We start from the raw sequence: 23,417 nt of genomic DNA on the forward strand, positions 1-23,417 counted from the left end.
TCGTCATAGATCTCACTGCCAGCGCAACGGGGCAAGACGCGCCAGTCCTGAGGCTCGAATTTTGCGGTCGCAACAGCTTTCCAGCCGGCGTTGCCGCAATGTTGGCGAGCGGACAATTGCCTGAACTTGGCGCTCGCCTCGATGGCGTTGTCGTGGCCCAGGCTAGACCGATGCTGGCAGACAGGCTCTGGCTATCTCGAAGCTGCAACGACCTGCTCGCCGGCGCCATGTCGCTGATCATGCAAACCGTCGCCCGCTTCTTTGCGGGCAAGCTTGTGCCGGTAAGCGACAACCCGGTGCCGATCCTGAAGAACGACAGTTTTGTTCGACACTATGTGCCCTTTTTTGGCAGGGCTTTGATCGATCGCGCCGTGCAAAAAATCAGGCGGGGACGACGCCCCTTCTATTGGCAGGTTGCCTATCGGGTGATCGACGGACCAGGCATCGCCGAAACCGGGCAACTCGACGGCAAACCGTTCACAGTCCTGCCGGACGATGGCCAACGCTTCTATGCCGACCCGTTCGTCTTCGAGGCCGACCGCCGCCATCATCTGTTTGTCGAGGAATTCCCCTACGCGACGAGTCGTGGCGTGATTTCCGTCGCCGAGCTCGGTGACGATGGCACTTTCGGTGTTCCAAGGGTTGTATTGGAGGAAGCGCACCACCTGTCGTATCCGCAGGTGTTCGCACACGATGGCGAGATTTTCATGATCCCCGAAAGTGGTTCGGCTCGCGAACTTGTGCTCTATCGCGCCGCGCAGTTTCCCGACCGCTGGGTCCGCGACACGGTGCTGATGGCGGACAGGGATTTCAACGACGCGACGCTGCTCGAATCCGACGGTCGCTTCTGGCTGGTTGGAACGGAGCGGTTCGGCTACGGCAGCGCGTCGGACACGATGGCGGTCTATTGCGCACCCTCGCTGCGCGGGCCATGGGTCGCCCATCCGCTCAATCCCATTGCCGTCGATCATTCGGCCACCCGGCCGGGCGGCGCCTTTATCCGCCACGACGATGCCCTGGTGCTGCCGGTGCAGAACGGATCGAGGGCCTATGGCGGTGGTCTGGGGCTGATGCGGCTTGAGCGACTCGACGCGTCCGATGTCCGTTTTGCCTCGCCCCGGCCGATCGGCGCGGGTCCGGCATGGGCACGCACGGGCATTCATACGCTTAACCGCGCCGGCAATGTCGAGGTCGTGGACAGCGCGGGCTGACTGAAGCGCTGAAAGCCGTGAGCGTCCCGTTGCGTGGCCTGCTTATTTGTTCTCCGTGGCAATATGAGGAAGCGGTGTGTTTCTCGTCTTCCTTCTGCCGTTCAGGGTCTGAAGAATCGGCTTCTCGATCATCTCGTAAATCACCAGACTGACGAGGCAGGCTGCCACGATGCTGACCACCGACACCAACAATACCGTTGTCGGATGCTCGTATCCGACGGTGCGTCTGGCCAGGTACGCCACAGCGCCGATCACGAAGATATGCGACAGATAAAGCGCGTAGGAAGCGTCGCCCAACTGCTCGAGAAGGCTCCAGTGCTTGAGTTTCGGCTCCAGAATGAGGCTGAGATGAAGTAGGCCCGCCGCCCACATTGCTTGTCCCGCGAAGCTGATCTGACCCAAGAGCGGCGTACCGTCATCGACGAATGAAAGCACCACGCCTGCAGCGGTCATTACGCCGAATATCCAAGCATGGCGTATGTCGGAAGTGAAATCACCGTCCAAATAGCGCCGCCCTATCCACATGCCGATGACGAATGCCACCGGAGAAGGGTTGAGATAGAACTGGATAACAGGGTTGGTGGGAGCCAGCCACAGCCCGGCTATCCACATCGCAATGAAAAAGACCGTCAGCACAAATACGCGCGAGGTCACGGACAGGAATGCGAACACCGCAAAAGCGATATAGAAAAATACCTCGTAATTGAGCGTCCAGCCGAGTGAGAGGATTGGACTGGCGCTATCCCGTCCAGGCGCTTCGTGAACAATGAAGAGGAGCGACTGAAGATAGTGGGGCCATGTAAAGACGGTCTTCTGGAAGAGACTTGGCACGAGCGCCGCCAGAACCGCGGCGAGGCTGGTGAAAAGCCAGTAAAGGGGGATGATCCGGATTGCTCGGCGTTTCAGGAAGGTGGCAGCGGAAAACAGACCATCTCCCGTAATATGGACCATTATGAAACCGCTGATGACAAAGAACAGAACGACGCCCAGGCGGCCCGCCGTCACGATAATCAGATTGTCCACGCCAATCTGATAGGAAAAGGCGTGTGCGAACAGAACCAGCAAGGCGGCGCAGGCGCGAAGATACTGAATCGAATAGAATTTCTTCACCTTGATCTCCTGCGCTTTGCCGGCGCCTGATGCCATTGTGCCGTCCACAGGCAGCGCGTCGGGCGCCGTGCAAAGCATCGCCATCAATACGACCGGCCAATTAAGTGTGGGTTACCGAGTTCATGAAATAGCGTAAATCCGGCTGCCGATGCATGTCGCGCAAGTGCATTGCCTGCATTCGTTCCCACGCGGCGCACTTTGGTGAGATCTCAATGAGCGGTGTCCGGCTTTTCGGCAAAGCTGACATGTGGCGGCCCATGCCGGGCATCGCCACTGTTAAGATCGGGTTATCCATATTCCTTTACGTTCGTGCAGGAAAATGTACCCGGGGGCGCGTTCGTCCCCTGCCGTCTCAATCGCAAGCCGCAACGCTGGTCGGATAATCGTGAGTGTCACCCCCACAGAGCAACAGTTCGTGACCGCGCAGGCCAGCCGCCAAGACGCCCTCACACTCCTGTTCTTTCTCCTCGCGGCCTTCGCTTTCCTGCTCCGCTCGACCATCTCGCCGCAGTTGATGAATATGGTGATGTCCTATTCGACGGAGGGGGGGTCGTTTCCCGAAAAGCTGCATATCGGGACCTATGCGATCTTTCTGCTGCTTGTCGTCATCGCCACGACCCGGCCAATTCGGCTCGAAGGCGATGAAGTCAGGCTGTTCAAGGCGACATTGTTATATTCGCTGCTGCTGTTGTGGCTGGTGCCTTATCTCTTCGTGATAGGCCGTGCCGGCTCGGCCGGCTTCATAATCGATTCCTATCTGGTCTCTTGTGCCGCGGCGATGATCATGCTTGCCTTGGGTGACCATGTGCGCAGGGCGCTTGGCAATGTCATCGTCGGCATGATCGTCCTCAGCGCCATCATCGGAACGATCGAGGCCGTCACCCAGCATCGATTCCTGCCCTATCCCCTCGTTGAGCTGGACTTTCGGCCGATCGGACTGTCGGCCCATCCGCTGGCGCTGGGCGCGCTTTGCACCACCGCCATAGGTTTCGTTGCATTGACGCGGTGGCGTATCTGGGTGTGCGCGCTTTGCATCTTCATTCTCTTCATCGGCACGGCCGCTTCGGGCGCGCGCACCGCCCTGCTGCTCGCTTGCGGCGAGATCCTGTTCCTGCTCGTGTTCCTGCCTTGGCCGGACTTGTCACCCAGACATCAACGCCAGGCCAAACTCCTGGTGCTGATGCTGACGCTGGCCGGTGGCGCCATACTGATTGCGATACTCTTTTCGGCGGGGCTGCTGGACCGCTTCAGCAACACGCTCTTTGATCAAAATTACGACGCGCGCGTCAAGATCTACGATGTATTCAAGTTCGTTGAATGGAGGGACATCCTGCTTGGCATGAATCCCAACGAGTTGTTGAAGATCGTCAACGAAAAGCTCAACCTCCCCTTCATCGAAAGCACGCCGGTCGTTCTTACGCTTTTGTTCGGCCTGCCGATCGCCCTGCTCTTCGCGTTTGCTTTCTTCCGGTTCCTTTTCAAGCTCCTGCGCAATACGCCTCGGGCCGCCCATATCGCAGCGGCCGCGTCCATCCTCGCGGCATTGTCAAACAATGCCCTTTCTTCGAAGGCGCCGGATATCATGCTGCTCGTCATCTTGTTGCTCGCTTATCGAAAGCCGGATGGGCGCCAAACCGGCACGCCCCTTCAAGGCCAACCAGCATCAACAGCGACATGACGCCAAGCCCGCTCCTTGCGGGTGCCCTCGCGACGACCTCTTGTATTTCCATTTGAAACGCCTGCACGCTTTGCCAGGCTACGACGGGCGTGGCAGAATACCGACCAAGGGTGGATAGATCGCTGTTCCGGAACGCGCCTGACACGCCTGGAAAATGAAATGTTAACGATGTTTCCGTAAAGCAGGCTGTGCGTATTGAATATTAAAGGGTTAGCATGATGTCCGCCGCTTCCGGTCCTCCTCCAGCCGCGGCCGCCGCCGGCATTAGCCCCTATGAACGGATCGAAAATGCGCGGCGCGCCAGCAGGCCAAAGCCGCAACAAACCGCGCCGATCATGGCACATGCGGCGGCACCCGCTGTAACGTCGGCCCCTGTAACGTCGGCCCCTGTAACGTCGGCCCCTGTGTCGCCTGCACCCGTGGCGCCGCCTGTAGCCGAGCCCGTCACGACGGTGACGCTCAACAAGATCGGAACCTTTCTCGAACTCGATTTCGGGCGTCTGTTTGTCTGGCTGCGCGCCGGCCTCGCTCTGGTATGCCTGCTGGCAATAGCCGGCGGGATCATCGGCGGTGCCTACGCTCTGCTGAGCAAGCAGCGCTACACCGTGACCACGGACATCCTCATCAATCCCGCCAATCTTCAGGTTGTTCCGAACGATCTTTACCCGCAATCGGCCCAGGTCGATGGACAGCTGCTCAGCGCGCGCAGCAAAGAGCGCATCTTGACCTCGGGCAGCGTGCTTTCACGTGTTGTAGACGATCTTGACCTGGCCAGTGACCCGGAGTTCTTCGACGCGGACCGTAGCCGCACAGGGACGGACGGCGCCAAACCCGATCCAAAGCTTACCGCCCTGAAGAACCTGGCGGAACGGGTTGGCAGCATCGCGGATGAAAAGTCGTTTGTCACGACCTTGATGGTATCGGCGGAAACCCCCGCCAAGGCGATCCTGATTTCGCAGGATATCGTCAAGACTTTCCAGGAAGAGCTGGCCAGCGCCGAGGCTTCCGGCGCCAGCCGTGCCGCGGCCGCGCTGGACGGGCGGCTGGGCCAGCTCAAGAGCGATGTGCAGGCGGCCGAAGAGAAGGTCGAGGCCTATAGGCGCAGCCACAATCTGGCCACCAGCAATGGGCAGCTTGTTTCCTCGCAAACCATGACCCAGCTCAACGGCCAGATCGTGGAGACGCAATCGCGCGTCATCGCCGCGCAGGCAAGTTACGACGCCCTGCTTGCCGCCGGCGCAAACGGCACCAATTCCGGTCCCGCCACGTCGGAGGCGCTTGTGGCGCTGCGCGCAACGGCCAACGGCCTGCGCCAGCAGATCGATTCGCAGTCGATGACCTTTGGCCCCCGTCATCCGTCGATCGTCAGGCTTAAGACGGAGTACAACACGGTCAGCGCGCAACTCAGCGCCGAATACGCGCGCACCCTGCGCTTGGCGAAGGTCAATCTCGATGCCGCCAAAACCTCGTCGGCCTCCCTCAATGCCAAGATGAATGACTTGAAGGGCAACGTGTTCTCGGATAGCGATTCCGAGGTCGCCTTGCGTGAGCTTGAACGTGACGCCGCGTCGAAGACGGCTATCTATGAGAGCTTCCTGTCGCGGGCACGCCAGATAACCGAGCGCGAACAGATCGACAGCACCAATGTGCAGGTGATTTCCACCGCAGTGCCGCCAAAGGGCCGTTCATGGCCCCCGCGCACCGTCGTGATGATCGGCCTGGGGGCCATTGGCGGCATGATCCTCGGCATGTTGCTCGCCATTACCCTGGGTATCGTGCGCGACATGCGGCTTCCGCCGAACCGCCCGGATGTCATTGCCAGCCGCGCCTGAAATGGCGAAGCGGATTGTCTTTCACATTGCCAGCCTCAGGGGCGGCGGCGCCGAGCGTGTGTTCGTCCTGATAGCGAACGAGCTGGCATCGCGCGGCCACAACGTCACGCTTTTTACCTGGAACGCGCAGGGGCCCAATGCCGCCCTGCTTTCGCCTGCCGTGCATCTGGTCGATTTCGGCCTCCCCATTCGCGGCGAGGGTTATGGCAAGTGGGCGACATTGAAAGGCATCGTGCGAAGCGCGGGCCTGCTTGGCCGCCTTTCTCCCGACGCGATCTACAGCGCCCCGGAATTCGCCAATCTGGTCGTGGCGCTGGCGCTTTCCCTCGCGCGAAGCAGGGCGCGGTTCTTCCCGAGTTTCCACGCCGCCGCCTCATTGCCTTCCGGCAGCCTTGGCGCGAAAATGGCGGTCTGGCTTTCGGCCCTGGTTGCGGCCCGCGCCACCAGGGCCATCGCGGTTTCTGAGGGTGTCGGCGGCGATCTTGTGGCCCGAGGCTTCCCGAAATCCAAGGTCGTGGTCATCAACAACCCGCTGCCGCCGGCTGCGGCATCCCAGCAACGCTCCTACGCCTGGCAGGCAGAGCTCGCGGCGATGGGCGACGGCCCCGTCATCATCACCGCCGGACGCCTGGTGCCGGTTAAGGATCATTGGACGTTGCTGCGGGCCTTCGCTGTGCTGCGCGCCGGCCGCCGGGCCCGGCTTGTCATCTTCGGCGAGGGTCCGCTGGCCGACGAGCTGCGCGCCTATGCCGAAGAATCCGGTATCGGCGCAGACGTTCTGTTTGCGGGCTATGTCAATGATCCGGCGGCCTGCTACGCCGTAGCTGACTTGTTCGTCCTATCATCGACCAGCGAGGGCTTCGGCAATGTTCTGGTCGAGGCCATGGCAGCGGGGATTCCGGTGGTCTCCACGGACGCGCCGCACGGCCCGCGCGAAATACTTGATGACGGCCGCTTCGGCGCCCTGGTGCCGGTCGGCGATGCCGCGGCCCTGGCAGTGGCGATGGCCGGAATGCTCGACCAGCCGACAACCGCCGCGATCCTGAAAAGCAGGGCGGCGGATTTCGAAATTGAAAAGATCGGAGACCGGTACGAGGCGTTGCTCTGAATTAGCGCATGGATCGGCTTGCGGCGGCACAGGAATCCGCCATTGATGGGACAGGACGCCGCCAACATAGGCCGGTTACTCCCAATCCAATCATGATCTTTAACATCAATTTACCCGGAGTTGGTAACAACAGGGAACCCGCGTTTTATCCTCAGGATAGGGATTTTCCTTGCCGCAGCATCACAGCCTTCCTGCCGGCCGTGCAAACGATCGCAATTGGCCGCGATTGCACCGCTTCATGCGGGTTGAGCTGGAACTCGCGCCTGACGTCCTGGTGCCGCGAGCCGAAACGGAACTGCTTGGCCGGACGGCCGCGGCCATTCTTGGCGAACAGGCGCACGAAACGATCCTGATCGACATGTGCTGCGGCAGCGGCAATCTTGCCGTGGGCATCGTCAGCGAATGTCCTCGGGCTCGGGCATGGGCGGCGGACCTGACCGACAGCACGGTTTCGCTTGCCCGCCGCAATGTTGTGCGCCTCGCCCTGCAGGACAGGATCAAGGTCCGGCAAGGCGACCTATTTGCCGCGATCGAGGGTGACGGCCTCCACGGCGCTGCCGACATGGTTTTGTGCAACCCGCCCTATATTTCGTCGTCCCGTCTCGATAGCGAAAGCGCGCATCTGTTGGAGAACGAACCTCGGGAAGCTTTCGACGGCGGCCCTTACGGTATTTCGATCCTCCAAAGGCTGGTCCGGGATGCCGCAGCTTTCCTCAAGCCAGGCGGATGGCTGCTGTTTGAGTTCGGCGAAGGTCAAGATCGGCAGATAGCAACCCTTTTATCGAGAACGAAATCCTACGAAACCCCAACCTTTGCCGTGACGGCCGACGGCCAGCCCCGTGTCGCCATGGCGCGCAAACATGGTGGCCGGGTTCCCGGAACCGGGAGCCCGGCGTGAGCGTCGTCCGCGCCCTCGATCAGGCCGACCTTGCGGCCGTCGCGGGCATGTTTCAACGCATGCTGCGCAAGAAGCGGGGGCCAGCGCCGGCCTCCCTCGTCGATTACATGAGGCGGTTTTATCTGGACGCACCCGACTGGGGCAGCGGGCTCCGTTCGCTTGTCCATGTCAATGACGCCGGCCAGGTTTCCGGGTTCGTCGGCGTTCATGCGCTGCCAATGAAATTCAACGGCCGGCAGCTCTACGCTGCCATCTGCAGCTCGCTGATGGTCGAGGATCACGAGACCGATCCGATGGCCGGTGCCCGCCTGTTGAAGGCCTTCCTCGATGGTCCGCAGGACATCTCCTTCAGCGAAACCGCCAATGATACGTCCGTGAAACTGTGGACGCGGCTTCGCGGCGTTGTGCTGCCGCAATACAGCCTTGACTGGGTTCGCGTGATGCGGCCGGCGACCTTCATGCTCAGCCTTTTTGCCAATCACATGAAGCTTGCCTGGATGTTCAACCCGCTCGCCCGGATCGTCGACCGGCTCTACCTTCGCAAAATGAAGGGCAGTCAACGACGCTGGACCGGCGTCGTCGCCAACGCATCGAGCCGGGGGGCATTTCGGGCCTCCGAGATCGACAGCGGCAGCTTTGCGGGGCTGCTGGAGCCGCTTTGCGCCCAATTTCCGCTACGTCCGCAGTGGGCGGAAGGTCAGCTCAACCATATTCTGGGCGATGCGGCGCAAAAGCCGGATTTCGGAGAGCTTGTCTACGTGTCGGTGGCATCGCCGAACGGCGCCAATGTCGGCGCTTTCGCCTATTACGCGCGACCGGACGGGATCGGCCGCGTGCTGCAGGTCCTCGCTCTTCCCGGCCAGGCCGGGCCGGTGATCGATTGCCTGGTCGAGCATGCCGCCCGGCGCGGTGTCTCCGGCTTGCGCGGCCGCGTCCAGCCCGCGCTTCTGGACGCCATGCTTGTAAGACGCATAGCCTTCATACCGGTCGCCTCGACCGTCGTGCATTCACGCGATCCCGAGCTTCTCGATGCCATGAAGAACGCGCAGGTCTTTCTGAACGGGCTTGCGGGCGAGCAGTGGAGCCAGTTGATCGGCGGCCGCTTCACCTGAAGCGTTCCGCCTACAGCAATTCCAGGAAAGGGTGCGCGGCTTTCCGTCCGGAATTGCGTAAAGACAAGAGCTTAGTATTTCTTTCATGCATGTCGTATCGCAAGACCGGATCACTTTTGCTCGATATGCATAGGTCAGGAGCCGACTTCGTCCACGCCGTCAACGAGCTGCGGGCGCAGGTGCAGATAGCGCGTTGCCTTTCGCTTGGCGGCGATGTCGGCCCAGACGCGTTCGATCTGTGAGGCGGTCAATCCCGCCGCTTGCCCTACCACCTCGGCGGACACGCCGTTGTTGAGGCCGTAGAGACACAGATCCATCCGATCGTAAGGCAGGGAGAAGTAGAATTCTTCCTGCGTCTGCGCCAGCGAGTAGGTGTCGGTGGTCGGCGGCCGGTTGCGGACCTCTTCCGGAATGCCGAGATAGGCGGCTAGCGCATAGACCTGCGTCTTGTAGAGATGCGCGATCGGCTTGAAGTCGGCGGCGCCGTCGCCGTTCTTGACGAAGAACCCCTGGTCGTATTCCAGCCGGTTCGGTGTGCCGAGCACGGCGAAGTTCAGCCGGTCGGCATGATAATATTCGAGCTGCTTGCGGGTGCGCTGCTTCATGTTGGTGGCGGCAACGATGCCGAGATAGACAGCCACCGGCATCCGCAATTTCGTCTGCTTGCCTTGCGGGTCCTGCACCACCAGCGACGAGATGTTGTAGCCCTCGCCTTCGAGCACGTTCGCGATCACGATCTTCGAGGCCCAGCCCTTGCCATAGTCCGGGACCAATTCGCGGATGAAGGCGTCGCGGCGTTCATAGCAGCCCATTGCCCGCAGGGTCGGCCCGATATCCTCCACAACGGCCTCGACGCCGAAAGTGTCGGCGACCAGATGGCCGAGCCGCAGGCTTTCGGGGTCGGAATCGCTTTCCGGCATGAGGACGCACAGCACATTCTGGTGGCCGACGGCCCGCGCGGCCAATGCAGCCGAAACGCTGGAATCTACACCGCCCGAAAGACCGAGCACGAGTCCGCGCTTGCGAATGCCGCGCAACTGCTCGCGCAGGGCCGCCACGATCCTGTCCGTTTCGGCGGCGGGATCGATGACCAGGGCTTGCGTGAAGGCCCGCGCATCCTGGGTTGAGCCGATGTTCATTGCTCGGCCTCCATCATCTCAGCCGCGAGCCGGCGGCTGACCTTGCCCGACTCCGTCTTCGGTAATTCGCTGCGGAACTCTATGATTTTGGGGACCATGAAATCCTCCAGGTGCCGCGCGCAGTGACGAATGATGTCCTTTCCGCCAAGCGCCGGATCGGACCGCACGACGAGCGCGCCGATCGCATGCCCCAGCACCGGATCCGGCACGCCGACGACCACCGCTTCCGCGATACCTGGATGGGCGTGGAGCACTGCCTCCACTTCCTTGGGGGCGACCTTCTCGCCACGCGTCTTGATGATATCGTCCTTACGCCCGACAAAATAGAGAAAGCCGTCCTCGTCGGTCTGGAACAGGTCGCCCGTATAGAGCACCTTTTCCCAAGGGTTAGGCCCCGGCCGGAGCGCTCGTTCCGTCGCGGCCTGGTTGCGCCAATAGCCCTGCATGACGTGCGGACCGCGGATAACGAGCTCACCTGCCACGCCCGCCGGCACGCGTTGTCCAAGGTCGTCGACGACAAAGGCTTCCGTGTTGGGGATGGCTATGCCGACCGACCCTGGCCGGCGGTCAAGTTCCTCGGGTGGCAAATAGGTGCAGCGCTTGCATTCGGTCAGCCCATACATCGAATAGATCCGGACGCCGGGCAGCAGTGAGCGCAGGCGTTCTATGTGGGCTGGCGGCAAGGCGGCCGCGGTGTTGGAAATATAGCGGAGGCTGGGCAGGAAACCCGGCGCCAGATCACGCATCTGCAGGATCATCGCCGCCATGGTGGGCACCAGCGGAAGGCCGGTGACGCCCTCTTTGCGGATGCGTTCGAAGATCTCGTGCGGGAAGGCGAAGGACTTCTCGAGCACCAGCGTGGCCCCGAGCCTGACTGCCATCAGCAACTGGTAGAGGCCATAGTCGAAGGCAAGCGGGAGGACGTTCAGGATGATGTCGTCCGGCGCGTTGCGCAGATAGGTGGCGATCGACCCCGCGGCAGCGTCGCAATTGCGATGCGTCATCATCACACCCTTGGGCCGGCCGGTCGAACCTGACGTGTAGATCAGCATCGCAAGGTCGACGTCGATGCCGCGATGGTTCACCTCCGCGCTATCGAACGTCAGGCAGTCAGTCAGGGACGCGGCCCCTGCCGGGCATTGCCCATCGGCCTCAGGAGTGGAAGCCACGAAGATGCCGGTCTTGCCTTGCGATGCGCAGGCTTCGGTGACCACGGGCATCAGCTTCGCCTGCGTCAGGACCGCCCTGGCGTCGCAATCGGCGATGATGTAACCGAGCTTGTCGGCCTTTGTGGAGGGGTTGATCGGACTGAAGGTCGCACCTGCCTTGAGTGCGGCAAAGATCGATACGGCGGCCTCCCAGCAATTGTCCATGAAGATCAGGACGCGGTCGTCGCGCCTGATCCCATTCATGAAGAGAGCGGTGGCCAGCCGGCTCGAAAGGTCGTCGAGTTCTTCGTAGCTCAGCCTTTTGCCCTTGGTGACCAATGCCGTCTTGGCCGGGTGGGCAGCAGCCTTCGCCACCAGAAAATGCTCGATCCGCACGGGACGTTCCTCGCCGTTGGCGCTTACGCTGCCAGCGTTTGTGCTCTCGCCTCGATGAAGGACGAGATGCGGTCAAGCGAGTCCAGGTTGGCCGGAACGATGTCGGCGTCCACCATCGCGATGCCGAAATTGTCCTCGATGAAGGCCACCAGCTCAAGTACCGCAGTCGAGTCGATAATGTCGTTCTCGATCAGCGAGGCTGAATCCGACAGTTTGTAGGAGGTGTCGCCGAACAGGAAGTTATCGACGATAAAGCTTCTGACCCTGTCCTTGATTGCCGTCATCATGTCTTTCCTTTTCCTCGCCGTCTCAGGCCGCTCTTGCCGCGCCGACCGCTTGGCCGGCGAAATTCTTCTGCCACAGCTGCGTCGACAGAATGCCGACGAAGGCGGCGTTGTCGCGAAATCCGGTCGCGGTCTCCATGCGGCATTTCTCGTGGAGCTTGGCCACCGCCTTGGCGTTGAACAGGCCGCCGGCAGTAATGCTCGCCTCGCCCAGGCAGTCACGAACATAGTCTAGTTCCTCCGCCCGGACGAAGGAGCGGGCCTCCGGGGCGCGGTAAGGTTGCTTGGTGCGTTTACCGATCGCCGCCGGAAGGTGGTGCCTGGCCACCTTGCGCAATATGTGCTTCTCCATCAAGCCTTTCAGTTTCATCTCCGGCGGAAGTCTTGCCGCGAACTCTACCACGCGATGATCCAGGAAAGGAAACCGCCCTTCGATGCCGTGCGCCATGGCCATCCGATCGCCTTGGCTGGAGAGGATGTAGCCGGGCAGGAGGAAGCGGGTTTCGAGATATTGCGCCTGATGCAGCGGATGCCATAGGGAAAACGCCTCGGGTAGGCGGCTGGTCAGCTCTTCAGCTGCGTCATAACCCTTCAACGTCGCGCGCAGGTCGCCGGAAAAGAAGATTTTCGCCGCCGCCGTTGTCTTGAAGCGTGGCCGATGCGAGAACAGCGGATCGTCGAGGGCAGCGTTGCTGGTGCCGAAGAAGGCAGCCAGATACTCCACCGATTGCTGTTGCAGGCCCGGCAGATACGGGTAAAGCCGGCGGAACAGCTGCGGCCTAATGCGCGATGTGGGCTGCCGCCCGCAGAACCGGCGGACACGCGCCTCCTTGAAGACGTCATAGCCGGCGAAGACCTCGTCGGCGCCTTCACCCGTCAGCACCACCTTCAGGCCGGCCTGGCGAACCAGCGCGGACAATTTGTAGAGTGGCGCTGGCGCCGTGCGGATGATCGGCCGCTCGGTAAAGCGGATGACCTCAGGAAAGACGCTGGCGATATCGCGGGCGCCGCATTCTATGGCGTGGTGGCGCGTGCCGAGCGCCGAGGCCATTTCGGTCTGAAAGGCGCTTTCGTCATGCTCGGCGCTGTCGAAGGTTACGGAAAATGTCTCCAGTCTCCGAGGAGTCATGCCGGCGGCAAGCGCCGAAACAAGCGACGAATCGAGCCCTCCGGAAAGATAGGAACCGACCGGCACGTCGGCCCGCATGCGAAGCCTCACCGCATCGGTCAGAAGGGCTTGCAATTCCTCTGCCGCGTGGTCCTCGTTCGTGATCTTCGACGGCTCATCACGATGCGGATAGTCCAGGTGCCAGTACCGTTTGACCGTGACCTGCCCCTGCGTCGCGATCATCACACTTGCCGGTTCCAACTCGTGGATATTGCGGAACGCCGTGCGCGGAGCGATCGGCGCCCACAGCGTAAAGATCTGATCCAGCGCAACCGGATCAATTTCAGCGGAGACGCCCGGGACCTTCAGCAGGGCTTTGATCTCCGAGGCAAAGTAAAGCACCCCGTCCTTGCTTGTGTAGAACAGCGGCCGGACACCCATGCGGTCTCGTGCAAGCACCATTCGTCGCTGCCGATTGTCCCATATCGCCAAGGCGAAATCACCGTTCAGGAGAGACAAGCAGTCTTCGCCCATCTCCTCATAGAGCTGAAGGATGACCTCTGTGTCGCTCGACGTCCGAAAGTCCCGGCCCTTGGCGATCAGCCCTTCGCGCAGTTCTATGTAGTTGAAAATCTCGCCGTTGAACGCAATCGTCAAATTGCCGGCCTCGTCGGACATCGGTTGCTGGCCATCGCCGATGCCGATCACCGACAGCCGCGCATGCCCGAGCCCGGCATCGGGTGCTACGAATTTCCCTTGCTCATCCGGCCCACGATGGGCAATTGCGGCTACCATGTGCGTGAGCAAAGCTTCCGCATCCCGGATTGACCCGAAATAACCCCCGAATCCACACATCCCTTGAACTCATATTGAACGCTAAGGTACGGAACATAACCTCGATAGTGGCATCTGGGGTTAATCCGATAATTTCACCGGGCATGTGGTTAACAAGAAGTTTGCCACGATGTGGTCTTCGTGGCTAGGACGCGATGGCTCTCCATCACCTCGCGCTTGCGGCCGTAATAGCCGGAACGATAGCCCAGGCGCTCCGACGTGGCGAACCGCCTGGATACAAACGGACCGCGCGCAACGTGCTGGCGATCTTAAGGCAAATTCAACCGCAGGCTGCCGGGCTGACTATTATTGCGGTAGGTTTTTCAACGGTTGCAATGGCTTAGCGTTTTCCGACACGCCCTAGGCGCGAACGGACCAGAGCGTTTCCAAAAAAGTGTGACACGGTTTTCTCTGCACAAGCGCGCGGCGCTTCTCAAGCAATTTGCCTCGAAATCAAGAGATGACGGGGGTTTCAACGTGTCTGTAGAACGGTTGATCGCTCTAGGCCTTTTGTCCGGGTTGGCATGGCCGGACACGGGCGGCTAAGGCTGGAAATGTGATTGCACGTCTTCGCTGCCGGGGGGCTGGCCGGAGGACGAGGAGGATGGCGCTGAATTTCGAATATATTGCCGGCCATCCGGCGCTGCACCGTCATGTCGAGGCGCAGTCGAAGGCGTTGCTGCATATCTATGAAACGAGCCCACGCCTGGCCGCCGTGTTCGCCACGCAACAGCGCTGGTTGCTGGCTCACACCGGCCTAGCCCTGCATTTCGCCCGCGACCCGCGCGATCCCCGCACGGAACTGACACTGGCCCGCTTCATCGATGCCGTGCTTCACTATTCCGTCGCTAGCCGCAACACGGCCGAAGCCTTCATCAAGGAGATGCTATACTATCACATCATCGAATACCTGCCGCACACCGGTGATGGACGAGCCCATCCCTTTCAGGTGACGGCAGCGACGCTGAAGGAATTCGACGGCTGGGTGGTTGCGCATCTGCGCACGCTCGACGGTCTCGACAGCGGCAACCGCCTCGCCGCGTTTCTCGAGCAGCACGGCATGATTGCCAGGCTGCAGCCGCTGGTGGCGGAAGGCTTGCTCTCCTCCAACCCTGTGCGTGAGCCCAAGCAGACGTTTTCGCTGTTCATCTGGCTCAACAATGGCGGCATCGTCATGGATTGGCTGATGTCCGGCATCGATCCCGACAATGCCGGCCTCGACCGGATCCCGACCAGCGTGGTTTCGATCGGCGAATTCGCCAGTTGGCTAAAACTCTCGCGCACCCATCTTGCGCGCAAATTGCGCGACGCCGAAAAGCTCGGCAGCGTCGGCTGGATGGGCAAGCGCGGGCATTCGGTAATGTGGGTCTCGAACAGCTTCTACCAGGAATACATGACCGTGCAGGCCGCCAAGCTTGCCGTTATCGATGCCGCGTTCGAGGCCTGCCGACCGGCGTCGCCGCACGCTGGCTGAACGTTCGGCGCAGACGCTGTTGCGCAGCCGGTCGTGCCGACCGCGAGGACCCGTCCGGGCGCATGGCCGAGGTGGCCTTTCCGCCGTCGGGATACGGACATCTGGACAGCGGGGGCGAAGCCTGAAAGCGGAACGATCCGCGCGAGCGGCAGCGATCCGCCCGACGGGTTCGGGTGGATCAACTGGTCAAAAGCCGGGCGCAGCATCTCAATCGATGTCGAATGACACGCCCTGCGCCAGCGGCAGCGCCTTGGAATAGTTCACCGTGTTGGTGGCGCGGCGCATATAGGCCTTCCAGGCATCGGAGCCGCTCTCGCGGCCGCCGCCGGTTTCCTTCTCGCCGCCGAACGCGCCGCCGATCTCGGCGCCCGACGTGCCGATGTTGACGTTGGCGATGCCGCAATCCGAACCATCGACGCCGAGGAAGCGCTCGGATTCCTGCAGGTCGCGGGTGAAGATCGACGACGACAGTCCGGCGCCGACCGCATTGTGCTCGTCGAGCACGGCATCGAAATCGGAATATTTCATCACGTAGAGGATCGGCGCGAAGGTTTCTTCGGTGACGGGAGCCACCTGCTTCGGCATTTCGACCAGCGCCGGATGCACGTAATAGGCATCGGGATGGCCATTCTCGACCCGCGAACCGCCGGTCAGCTTGCCGCCGTGAGCGGTGGCTTCCTTGAGCGCCTTCTGCATGGCGTCGAAGGCCGCCTTGTCGATCAGCGGCCCGACGAGCGAAGACGTCTCCAGCGGATTGCCGACCGAGACGCTCTCATAGGCCTTCTTCAGCCGCGGCAGCAGCGCGTCATAGACGCTGTCATGCACGAACAGGCGCCGCAGCGTCGTGCAGCGCTGGCCGGCGGTGCCCATGGCGCCAAAGGCGATGGCGCGCAGCGCCATGTCGAGATCGGCGGTCGGGCAGACGATGCCGGCATTGTTGCCGCCGAGTTCGAGCACGGCGCGGGCAAAGCGCTTGGCCAGACGCGGGCCGACATCCCGGCCCATGCGGGTCGAGCCGGTGGCCGAAACCAGCGCCACCTTCGGGTGGTCGACCAGGATCTCGCCGACGGAGCGGTCGCCAATCAGCACCGGTGCCAGGCCCTGCGGCGCATCTGCGCCGAAGCGCTTGACCGCGCCGGCAAAAATCGCCTCGCAGGCGAGCGCCGTCAGCGGCGTCTTTTCCGAGGGCTTCCACACCACGGCGTCGCCGCAGACCAGCGCGAGCGCCGCGTTCCACGACCACACCGCGACCGGGAAGTTGAAGGCCGAAATGACGCCGATGACGCCGAGCGGATGCCAGGTCTCCATCATGCGATGTCCCGGACGCTCGGTGGCGATGGTTAGACCGTAGAGCTGGCGGGAAAGGCCGACGGCGAAATCGCAGATGTCGATCATTTCCTGGACTTCGCCGAGGCCTTCCGACGGGATCTTGCCGACCTCGATCGACACCAGCCGGCCGAGCTCGGTTTTGTGCGCGCGCAACTCCTCGCCGAGCAGCCGCACCAGTTCGCCGCGCCGGGGACCCGGCACCATCCGCCAGGCCTGGAACGCCGTGTGCGCGGCATCGATGGTCTTGGCCGCATCGGCCGGCGAAATCGTCTTCAGCGCCGCGATCTGTTCACCCGTCACCGGACTGCGCACGACGAGGTCGCCGCCGGTCAGCGCGTCCTTGGCCACACCCAGTTTCGCCAGAAGTTCGGCCGTTTCCTTCGCTATCGTCATTTTTGTCCCTTTCAGATCCGCTCGCCATCATAGGGCGGCGGTCGAGCCTTGGCGCCATTATCGCCCGCATGCCGCAGGCGCTGTCATGGCGTGCCATTACTCGTTTCAGGGGAAAATCGCCACCCCGGCATGGTCCAAGCCGAGATTGCACGATTGAGCCAGAGGAGGAACAGGCTTAGTGCGCTGTCTTCGCCGGCGCCTTCACGGCTCCGTCTCGCATCAGCCGGTCGATATGCATGCGGATATGGGCGGCTTCCGCTGCCGTGTTGGCCAACGCAATGGCGCGATCGAAGGCGACACGCGCCTCTTCGCCACGGCCGAGCTGCATCAACAGACCGCCCTTGAGGCCGAAGAAGTGGAAATAGCCGGACAGCCTCTCGCCAAGCGGCTCGATCATGGCAAGGGCAGCTTCCGGCCCGCGCACCTTGGCGACCGCAACCGCGCGGTTCAGCGTCACCACCGGCGAAGGTTGCATCGCCTCCAGCAGGCTGTAGAGCAGGTCGATCTCGGTCCAGTCGGTCTCCTCGGGGGTTGCCGCCCGCGCATGAAGGGCGGCGATCGCCGCCTGCACCTGGTAGGGTCCGGGCTTCTGGTGGCGCAGGGCCTTGTCGACCAGCGCCAGGCCTTCGTCGATCATCTTGCGGCTCCACAGCGAGCGGTCCTGGTCGTCGAGCAGCACGATCTCGCCATTCTCGTCGAAGCGGGCCGGCGCGCGCGCATGCTGCAGCAAAAGCAATGCCGTCAGGCCCATGATCTCCGGTTCGGTCTGGAACAGCCGCAGCAACAGGCGCGCCAGCCGGATCGCCTCCTCGCAAAGCGGCGCACGCGCCGGCGCCTCGCCGCTGTTGGTGGAATAACCTTCGTTGAAGATCAGATAGACCATGGCGGCAACGGCGGCGAGCCGCTCCGAGCGCTCGACCGCGCCGGGCGTCTCGAACGGCACGCCGGCATCGGCGATGCGCGCCTTGGCGCGCGTGATGCGCTGTTCCATGGCGCTTTCGCCGACCAGGAACGCACGCGCGATCTGCTTGACGGTGAGACCGGAGACGATGCGCAGCGCCACCGCGATCTGCTGCGTAGGCGGCAGATCCGGATGGCAGCAGATGAACAAGAGCCGCAATATGTCATCGCGGTAGTGCGCGCCGTCCAGCCGTTCGGCGATATCGCTCTCGGCATCTTCCAGGTCCGAGATCTGGTCCTCTTCCGGCATCGGCGCCTGCTTGGCGCGCTTGCGCACCGCGTCGATGCCGGTGTTGCGGCCGACAAAGATCAGCCAGGCCGCAGGATCGCGCGGCGGCCCGTTCTGCGGCCAGTTCTTGAGTGCCCTCAGGCACGCGTCCTGGAAAGCTTCCTCCGCCGTATCGAGATTGCGGAAATAGCGCAGCAGCGCACCCATAGCCTGCGGGCGGGCAGCGCTGATCGCCGAGCTTATCCAGGCGAGGTCTGTCATGTGGCTACTCTGGTTGGGTTGAAGACGGAAACCGGTCGGATCTCATAGGATCCGCCGCTGGGATTGACCTCGGAAAGCTCGCGCGCGAAGTCGACGGCTTCGTCGAGATCGGCGCATTCCAGCGTGTAGAAGCCGAGGAACTGTTCCTTGGTCTCGGCAAACGGGCCGTCGATGACGACCGATTCGCCCTTGACCTTGCGCAGCGTCGTCGCGGCGGTGGTGGGCAAAAGCCGCGCCACCGGCCCAAGCCGGCCGGCTTGAGCATATTTTTCCTGCACATGCATGAGCTTTGCCATGACCTCGTCATCCTGTGCCTTGCTCCAGGAGGAGACGACATCTTCGGAGGCATAGCAGAGGATAGCGTAGAGCATGGGACGTCCTTTTCTGTCTCAAAGGACGAAACAGTAGGGCCTGTGCCGACATGGCGTCGACAAAAAAGTTACGCCATTTTTGTCAGCCTTCGCTTGCCTTCAACCATCTCAGCACAAGAGCCTCTTCATCATCGAGACCGTCGATCGCTCGCTTGCGCTTGTTGGCCTCGGTCATTTCGCTAAGCAGCCGCCCTTCCACCCAGGCTTCGAAAACCTGTGGATGGATGTAGCATTTGCGGCAGACGGCGCGTGTGTTGCCGAGCCGCTCGGCCACCTTGTCGATGACCGCGTTCATCACACGCTTGGTCTGCGCCTGGCTTTCGGGAAGCTCCGTCCGCGCAAACAGCGACGCGGCATGGATGGTGCCGCCCCAGGTGCGGAAATGCTTGGAGCTGAAATTGGCGCCGATCGCGTCGCGGATATAGCGGTTGACATCGTCGGAGCGCACTCCATGCCTCTCGCCGTCCTCGTCGAGATATTGGAACAGTTGCTGCCCCGGAATATCCTGCGCGCCGCGCACGACCCGGGCGATGCGGCGGTCGACCAGCTTCAACTTCCATTCCTTGCCGGACTTGCCCTTGAAGGCAAAGCGCAGGCTGGATCCCTTGATGTCGACGTGGCGGTCGCGTAGCGTCGTCAGCCCAAAGCTCTTGTTGTCGCGGGCATAGGCGGCATTGCCGACTCGGATCATCGTGTTGTCGAGCAGCCAGACAATTGCCGCCACGACGCGCTCGGCCGGCAGGCCACGGCGGCGCAGATCGGCATCGATCCGGCGGCGCAGTTCCGGCAGGCTTTCGGCAAAGGCGACAAGGCTGGAGTATTTGGCGCCGTCGCGCTCGGCGGCCCACAGCGGATGGTAGCGGTACTGTTTGCGCCCGCGCTGGTCGCGGCCGGTCGCCTGGATGTGGCCGGCGGGATCGGGCGAGATCCACACATCCGTCCATGCCGGCGGAATGGCCAGCGCCTTGATGCGGGCAATGGCTGCCGCGCCGACGGCCTGTCCTTTCGCGCCCTTGTAGGAAAAGCCTTCGCCCGCCTTCAGGCGCCGGATCCCCGGCTCGCTGTCGCTGATATAGGTGAGCGAGGCCTGTTCGGCAGCGGTCTGCGCGCCGTTCTTCGGCGCTCCATCGTCCCCCTGTCCGGCAGCCGACCGGCCGGATGGCGTCCCAGATTTGTCCAGCATGCCCGCTCCACGAGATTTTTCTCGTAGATAAGCGCCAGGCCGACTGCTGGTTCCGCGCTCAAGCTTTTTCGAGCGCGACCGGGATGACGTCGACGGCCTGGTCGCCGACCTGGCCGCCGGTGGTTTTCAGCACGCCGACGATCGGAGCCACGTCGGAATAGTCGCGGCCATAGCCAACGGTGATGTGGTCGTTGCTGGCCCGCATGCCATTGGTCGGGTCGAATTCCTGCCAGCCGGCATCGCGCCCACACCACACCTTGACCCAGGCATGCATGGCATCGGCGCCTTCGAGCCGCGGCTTCCCTTTCGGGGGAATGGTGCGCAGGAAGCCGCTGACATAACCCGCAGGAATACCTAGCCCGCGCAGGCCGGCGATCATGATGTGGGAGAAGTCCTGGCACACGCCCCGCTTCAAACGGAAGGCATCGCTGGCCCCGGTACGCACCGTGGTCGCTTCCCCGTCATAGGTGAAGTCGCGGTGGATGCGGTTGCACAGATCGATGGCCATGCCGACCGTCGAGCCGCCGGCGCTGTCGCGGGCATAGGCGGTGATCGCCGCATCGATGCCGGCATGATCGCTGGCGGCGAGAAAGTGATGCGGTGCATCCGGCGCCAGTGACCGTACGGCGCCGAGTTCTTCCCGCAGGCGCTGCAGATCGGGCGACACGTCGAGCCCAGGCTCCGGCCGTGACACCGACACGCGCGCGCTCATTCTGATGTCGAGCCCGTCATGGACGTCGCGAAAGGCGATCGCGGTGACATTGTTGCCGAAGAAATCGGCAAAATCCGTGCGCTCCGATGGGGCCGGCACAAACGAAAGCGAGGCCGCGATCACGCGCTGCACGCCGGCAATGGTCGGCGGCAATACACGCACCTGATGCCGGCTGCCACCGGCCGCGGCGTCATAATCGTAGCTGAGATGAAGCCTGATATCGTACAGCATGTTAACCGAAATACGCTTTAGCCAGGCTGCTATAGAGGTTGCCGATCTCAGTTGCGAGATCGTCCAGCACCTCCGCCGACATCTCCGATGGCTCCATGACGGCAATTGCCGTGTTGAGCTGCAGGATTTCCTTGGCCGCGACCGACATATGCCCCTCCGGCCCAACCGATGGCAACAGGCCGATCTCCGCCTTCAGCCGTTCGAGCTGGAACAGGATCGAGCGCGGGTTGAGTGGGTCGAGCGCCAAGAGGTCGATCACCGTGCGCCGTCCGGCCCGCACCGGATATTGCCGGCGGTGGGTCATGACGCTGTCACCGATCTCCAGCATCATGTCGAGCGAGCCGTCCGGCGCACCGGACCTTGTCAGTCGGGCTAGCGTACGGGCGATCTGGATGCCGCGCTCGATCCGCCGGCCGATCTCGAGGAAACGCCAGCCGGTGAAACGGTACATATTCTCGTGCAACAGGCCGGAAAAGCCGGCCAACTTGCGCAGCATGACCGTCATCGCCCGTGTCGCGTCGTCACCCGGCGCCACCGTGGTGGCGAACTGATGAATGGTCTTCGACAGGTCCTTCAGCGCCAGCCAGCCATCGGGCGAAAAGCGGTCGCGGATCTGTCCGGCGCTGTAGACGGCGCTGTCCAGCGTGCCGATCAATCCGGGCGGAATGGCCGCTTCGAGATCGATGCCGAAGGGTTCGAGATAGTCCCTTATATCGGCGAGCAGCAGCATGTCAGGATCGGACGTCTCGGCCAGCCGCACATGATAGGCGCGCAGGATGCGAACCGTATCCTCCGAGCGCTCGATATAGCGGCCGAGCCAGGTCAGGTTTTCCGCCGCGCGGCTGGGCAGGCTGCCCGGCATGGTGCGGACGAAGCTGTCATGCTCCTGCGGCAGCAGCGTCTCGCGCTCGACCGACCGGTCGCTGACCACCCAGACGTCGGCCGCCTGGCCGCCGCGCTGCATGGCGATGGCCGTCGGGTCGAGCGAAAGGCCGACACGGGCGAAACCGCCCGGCATTACCGTCCAGCCATCGGGCGTGCGCGCGAGATAAACGCGCAGGCTTGCCGGCCGTGGCTCCAGCCAGCCTCCGACATAGACCGGCGTCGTCGACAGCGTCACCGCTTCCTGGCCGACGAAACCGCTGCCATCGCTCTCGATGCGCGCGATCAGCGCGATGCGTTCCTCCGGCGTCAGTGCCGAACCGAGCCTGGTCTGGCCGTCATCCTCGAAGGCCAGCCGCGTCGACAGCGCCGGACCGATCACCATGCGATCGATATTGGCAAGCACATGGGCCCGTTCGGTTGCTTGCCCGCACCACCAGGTGGCGACGCTCGGCAACAGAAGTTCTTCGCCGCGCAATGCGCGCGAAATCTTCGGCAGGAAAGCGAGCAGCGCCCGGGTTTCCATCAAGCCCGAACCCAGCGCATTGACCGTCGAAACCGTGCCGCGGCGGATCGCCTCGACCAGCCCCGGGGTGCCGATATGCGAGTCTGGCCGCAGTTCCAGCGGATCGGCGAAGGCGGCATCGAGCCGCCGCCACAGCACGCTGATCGGCATCAGCCCCGAAACCGTGCGCACCATCAGCTTGCCGCCGGCGACGGTCAGATCCTCGCCCTCGAGCAGCATGATGCCGAGATAGCGGGCGATATAGGCGTGCTCGTAATACGTCTCGTTGAGCGGCCCCGGCGTCAGAATGGCGACGCGGCCGTCATTCTCCTTCGCCATGCCGATCAGAGCATCGCGAAAGCGACGGAAGAAACCGGCGAGACGGTGCACATGCATCTCGCCATAGATGTCGGACAAAGCCCGCGTCGTGGCGACGCGGTTTTCCAGCGCAAAGCCGGCGCCCGACGGCGCCTGCGTGCGGTCGCCCAGCACCCACCAGCTTCCATCCGGTCCACGGCCGAGCTCGAAGGCGCAAAAATGCAGGAAATGACCGCTGGCCGGCATGGTGCCGACGACGGGGCGCAAATATTCGGGGCTCGCCGCAATCAGGCCTGCCGGCAGGATTCCCTTCTCGATCAGCCGGTTCGGCCCGTAAATATCAGCGACTATCTCCTCGAAAAGCTCGGCGCGCTGGACGAGACCGGCGCTGATCCCGGCCCATTCCTTGTCTTCGATCAGCAGCGGGATATGCGCCAGTGGCCATTCGCGCTCGTTGGCGCCGGCCTTGTCGTAGACGCGATAATAAACGCCGGCGTCGCGCAGATACTGGTCGGCGCGGGCAAAGCGCTGGCCCAGCTTTTCGGGACCCAGCTCCTCCAGCGCCTCGATGAAGGGCGCCCAGGCCGGACGCGGATGGCCCGAAGCATCGACCATCTCGTCGACGACGCCGTCAATCGGCTGGTAGTGCTCCAGCAGACTGTGCCTCAGCGGCTTGCCGCGGACCTTTTTCTGATTCCCCTTTGCCATCGC

Annotated in this window: 18 protein-coding genes; 7 read left to right on the plus strand and 11 right to left on the minus strand. The window is 62.6% G+C overall.

Translation table 11 applies throughout. The features are described 5' to 3' along the window. The first annotated feature begins 296 nt into the window (after window positions 1-296). Window positions 297-1,211 carry a hypothetical protein gene (locus tag X730_RS0132960; protein WP_245261280.1) on the plus strand — a complete coding sequence of 305 codons (915 nt, stop codon included), beginning with the start codon at window positions 297-299 and terminating at the stop codon, window positions 1,209-1,211. A gap of 42 nt (window positions 1,212-1,253) precedes the next feature. Here X730_RS0132960 and X730_RS27545 read toward each other — a convergent pair whose 3' ends face one another. Further along, entirely contained in the window at window positions 1,254-2,357 is a 1,104-nt protein-coding gene (locus X730_RS27545) for an acyltransferase (protein WP_196814781.1), read from the minus strand. Window positions 2,358-2,640: 283 nt separating this feature from the next. Between X730_RS27545 and X730_RS162665 the strand changes: the two genes are divergently transcribed. From X730_RS162665 to X730_RS162645, 5 genes are all read left to right on the plus strand, one after another. After that, on the plus strand, window positions 2,641-3,999 hold the full coding sequence (locus X730_RS162665; protein ID WP_210164506.1) for a VpsF family polysaccharide biosynthesis protein: 1,359 nt from the start codon (window positions 2,641-2,643) through the stop codon (window positions 3,997-3,999). 218 nt (window positions 4,000-4,217) lie between these two features. After that, on the plus strand, window positions 4,218-5,831 hold the full coding sequence (locus X730_RS162660; RefSeq protein ID WP_031196492.1) for a GumC family protein: 1,614 nt from the start codon (window positions 4,218-4,220) through the stop codon (window positions 5,829-5,831). 1 nt (window position 5,832) lies between these two features. After that, window positions 5,833-6,939, plus strand: a complete 1,107-nt coding sequence (locus X730_RS162655; protein ID WP_023825390.1) for a glycosyltransferase — start codon at window positions 5,833-5,835, stop codon at window positions 6,937-6,939. 238 nt (window positions 6,940-7,177) lie between these two features. Further along, window positions 7,178-7,837: a HemK/PrmC family methyltransferase gene (locus X730_RS162650; RefSeq protein WP_081726034.1), complete on the plus strand. Its 660-nt coding sequence runs from the start codon at window positions 7,178-7,180 to the stop codon at window positions 7,835-7,837. Then, entirely contained in the window at window positions 7,834-8,949 is a 1,116-nt protein-coding gene (locus tag X730_RS162645; RefSeq protein WP_023671790.1) for a hypothetical protein, read from the plus strand. The genes X730_RS162650 and X730_RS162645 overlap by 4 nt, the downstream gene beginning before the upstream one ends. A gap of 134 nt (window positions 8,950-9,083) precedes the next feature. Here X730_RS162645 and nadE read toward each other — a convergent pair whose 3' ends face one another. Genes nadE through asnB form a run of 4 tightly spaced genes read right to left on the minus strand, consistent with a single transcriptional unit; the run spans window position 9,084 to window position 13,879 of the window. Continuing rightward, window positions 9,084-10,088, minus strand: a complete 1,005-nt coding sequence (nadE, locus tag X730_RS162640) for an NAD(+) synthase (RefSeq protein WP_023825391.1) — start codon at window positions 10,086-10,088, stop codon at window positions 9,084-9,086. Further along, window positions 10,085-11,632, minus strand: a complete 1,548-nt coding sequence (locus X730_RS162635) for an AMP-binding protein (RefSeq protein ID WP_023754983.1) — start codon at window positions 11,630-11,632, stop codon at window positions 10,085-10,087. The genes nadE and X730_RS162635 overlap by 4 nt, the downstream gene beginning before the upstream one ends. Before the next feature lie 23 nt (window positions 11,633-11,655). Further along, window positions 11,656-11,919, minus strand: coding sequence for an acyl carrier protein (locus tag X730_RS162630; RefSeq protein ID WP_023671787.1), 264 nt, complete (start codon window positions 11,917-11,919; stop codon window positions 11,656-11,658). 22 nt (window positions 11,920-11,941) lie between these two features. Then, window positions 11,942-13,879, minus strand: coding sequence for an asparagine synthase (glutamine-hydrolyzing) (gene asnB / locus X730_RS162625; RefSeq protein WP_023747181.1), 1,938 nt, complete (start codon window positions 13,877-13,879; stop codon window positions 11,942-11,944). 583 nt (window positions 13,880-14,462) lie between these two features. Between asnB and X730_RS162620 the strand changes: the two genes are divergently transcribed. After that, window positions 14,463-15,332, plus strand: coding sequence for a hypothetical protein (locus X730_RS162620; protein WP_023754984.1), 870 nt, complete (start codon window positions 14,463-14,465; stop codon window positions 15,330-15,332). A gap of 207 nt (window positions 15,333-15,539) precedes the next feature. Here the strand turns inward: X730_RS162620 and X730_RS162615 are convergent, their stop codons facing one another. The 6 genes from X730_RS162615 to X730_RS162590 form a co-directional block, all read right to left on the minus strand. Further along, window positions 15,540-17,054, minus strand: coding sequence for an aldehyde dehydrogenase family protein (locus X730_RS162615; protein ID WP_023754985.1), 1,515 nt, complete (start codon window positions 17,052-17,054; stop codon window positions 15,540-15,542). 175 nt (window positions 17,055-17,229) lie between these two features. Next, window positions 17,230-18,504: an RNA polymerase sigma factor gene (locus X730_RS162610; protein ID WP_023707663.1), complete on the minus strand. Its 1,275-nt coding sequence runs from the start codon at window positions 18,502-18,504 to the stop codon at window positions 17,230-17,232. Further along, window positions 18,501-18,875: a YciI family protein gene (locus X730_RS162605; protein WP_023671781.1), complete on the minus strand. Its 375-nt coding sequence runs from the start codon at window positions 18,873-18,875 to the stop codon at window positions 18,501-18,503. Before X730_RS162605 ends, X730_RS162610 begins: the two co-directional genes overlap by 4 nt. A gap of 82 nt (window positions 18,876-18,957) precedes the next feature. After that, window positions 18,958-20,058: a DNA topoisomerase IB gene (locus X730_RS162600; protein ID WP_023686314.1), complete on the minus strand. Its 1,101-nt coding sequence runs from the start codon at window positions 20,056-20,058 to the stop codon at window positions 18,958-18,960. A 58-nt stretch (window positions 20,059-20,116) separates the two neighbouring features. Then, on the minus strand, window positions 20,117-21,001 hold the full coding sequence (locus X730_RS162595) for a transglutaminase family protein (protein ID WP_023754986.1): 885 nt from the start codon (window positions 20,999-21,001) through the stop codon (window positions 20,117-20,119). Between the two features lies 1 nt (window position 21,002). Beyond that, a complete protein-coding gene (locus tag X730_RS162590; RefSeq protein WP_023696879.1) occupies window positions 21,003-23,414 on the minus strand; it encodes a circularly permuted type 2 ATP-grasp protein in 2,412 nt (803 codons plus the stop codon). Between the last annotated feature and the right edge of the window lie 3 nt (window positions 23,415-23,417).

The organism is Mesorhizobium sp. L103C131B0 (assembly GCF_000502275.1).
Taxonomy (GTDB): Bacteria; Pseudomonadota; Alphaproteobacteria; order Rhizobiales; family Rhizobiaceae; genus Mesorhizobium.

Excerpts from the sequence above, each read along its gene's own strand:
- X730_RS162595 (WP_023754986.1), bottom strand. The coding sequence starts at position 21,001 with ATGCTGTACGATATCAGGCTTCATCTCAGCTACGATTATGACGCCGCG.
- X730_RS162600 (WP_023686314.1), bottom strand. The coding sequence starts at position 20,058 with ATGCTGGACAAATCTGGGACGCCATCCGGCCGGTCGGCTGCCGGACAG.
- X730_RS27545 (WP_196814781.1), bottom strand. The coding sequence starts at position 2,357 with ATGGCATCAGGCGCCGGCAAAGCGCAGGAGATCAAGGTGAAGAAATTC.
- nadE (WP_023825391.1), bottom strand. The coding sequence starts at position 10,088 with ATGAACATCGGCTCAACCCAGGATGCGCGGGCCTTCACGCAAGCCCTG.
- X730_RS162660 (WP_031196492.1), top strand. The coding sequence starts at position 4,218 with ATGTCCGCCGCTTCCGGTCCTCCTCCAGCCGCGGCCGCCGCCGGCATT.
- X730_RS162630 (WP_023671787.1), bottom strand. The coding sequence starts at position 11,919 with ATGATGACGGCAATCAAGGACAGGGTCAGAAGCTTTATCGTCGATAAC.
- X730_RS162620 (WP_023754984.1), top strand. The coding sequence starts at position 14,463 with ATGGCGCTGAATTTCGAATATATTGCCGGCCATCCGGCGCTGCACCGT.
- X730_RS162655 (WP_023825390.1), top strand. The coding sequence starts at position 5,833 with ATGGCGAAGCGGATTGTCTTTCACATTGCCAGCCTCAGGGGCGGCGGC.
- asnB (WP_023747181.1), bottom strand. The coding sequence starts at position 13,879 with ATGTGTGGATTCGGGGGTTATTTCGGGTCAATCCGGGATGCGGAAGCT.
- X730_RS162665 (WP_210164506.1), top strand. The coding sequence starts at position 2,641 with ATGTACCCGGGGGCGCGTTCGTCCCCTGCCGTCTCAATCGCAAGCCGC.
- X730_RS162590 (WP_023696879.1), bottom strand. The coding sequence starts at position 23,414 with ATGGCAAAGGGGAATCAGAAAAAGGTCCGCGGCAAGCCGCTGAGGCAC.
- X730_RS162610 (WP_023707663.1), bottom strand. The coding sequence starts at position 18,504 with ATGACAGACCTCGCCTGGATAAGCTCGGCGATCAGCGCTGCCCGCCCG.
- X730_RS162650 (WP_081726034.1), top strand. The coding sequence starts at position 7,178 with ATGCGGGTTGAGCTGGAACTCGCGCCTGACGTCCTGGTGCCGCGAGCC.
- X730_RS162605 (WP_023671781.1), bottom strand. The coding sequence starts at position 18,875 with ATGCTCTACGCTATCCTCTGCTATGCCTCCGAAGATGTCGTCTCCTCC.
- X730_RS162615 (WP_023754985.1), bottom strand. The coding sequence starts at position 17,054 with ATGACGATAGCGAAGGAAACGGCCGAACTTCTGGCGAAACTGGGTGTG.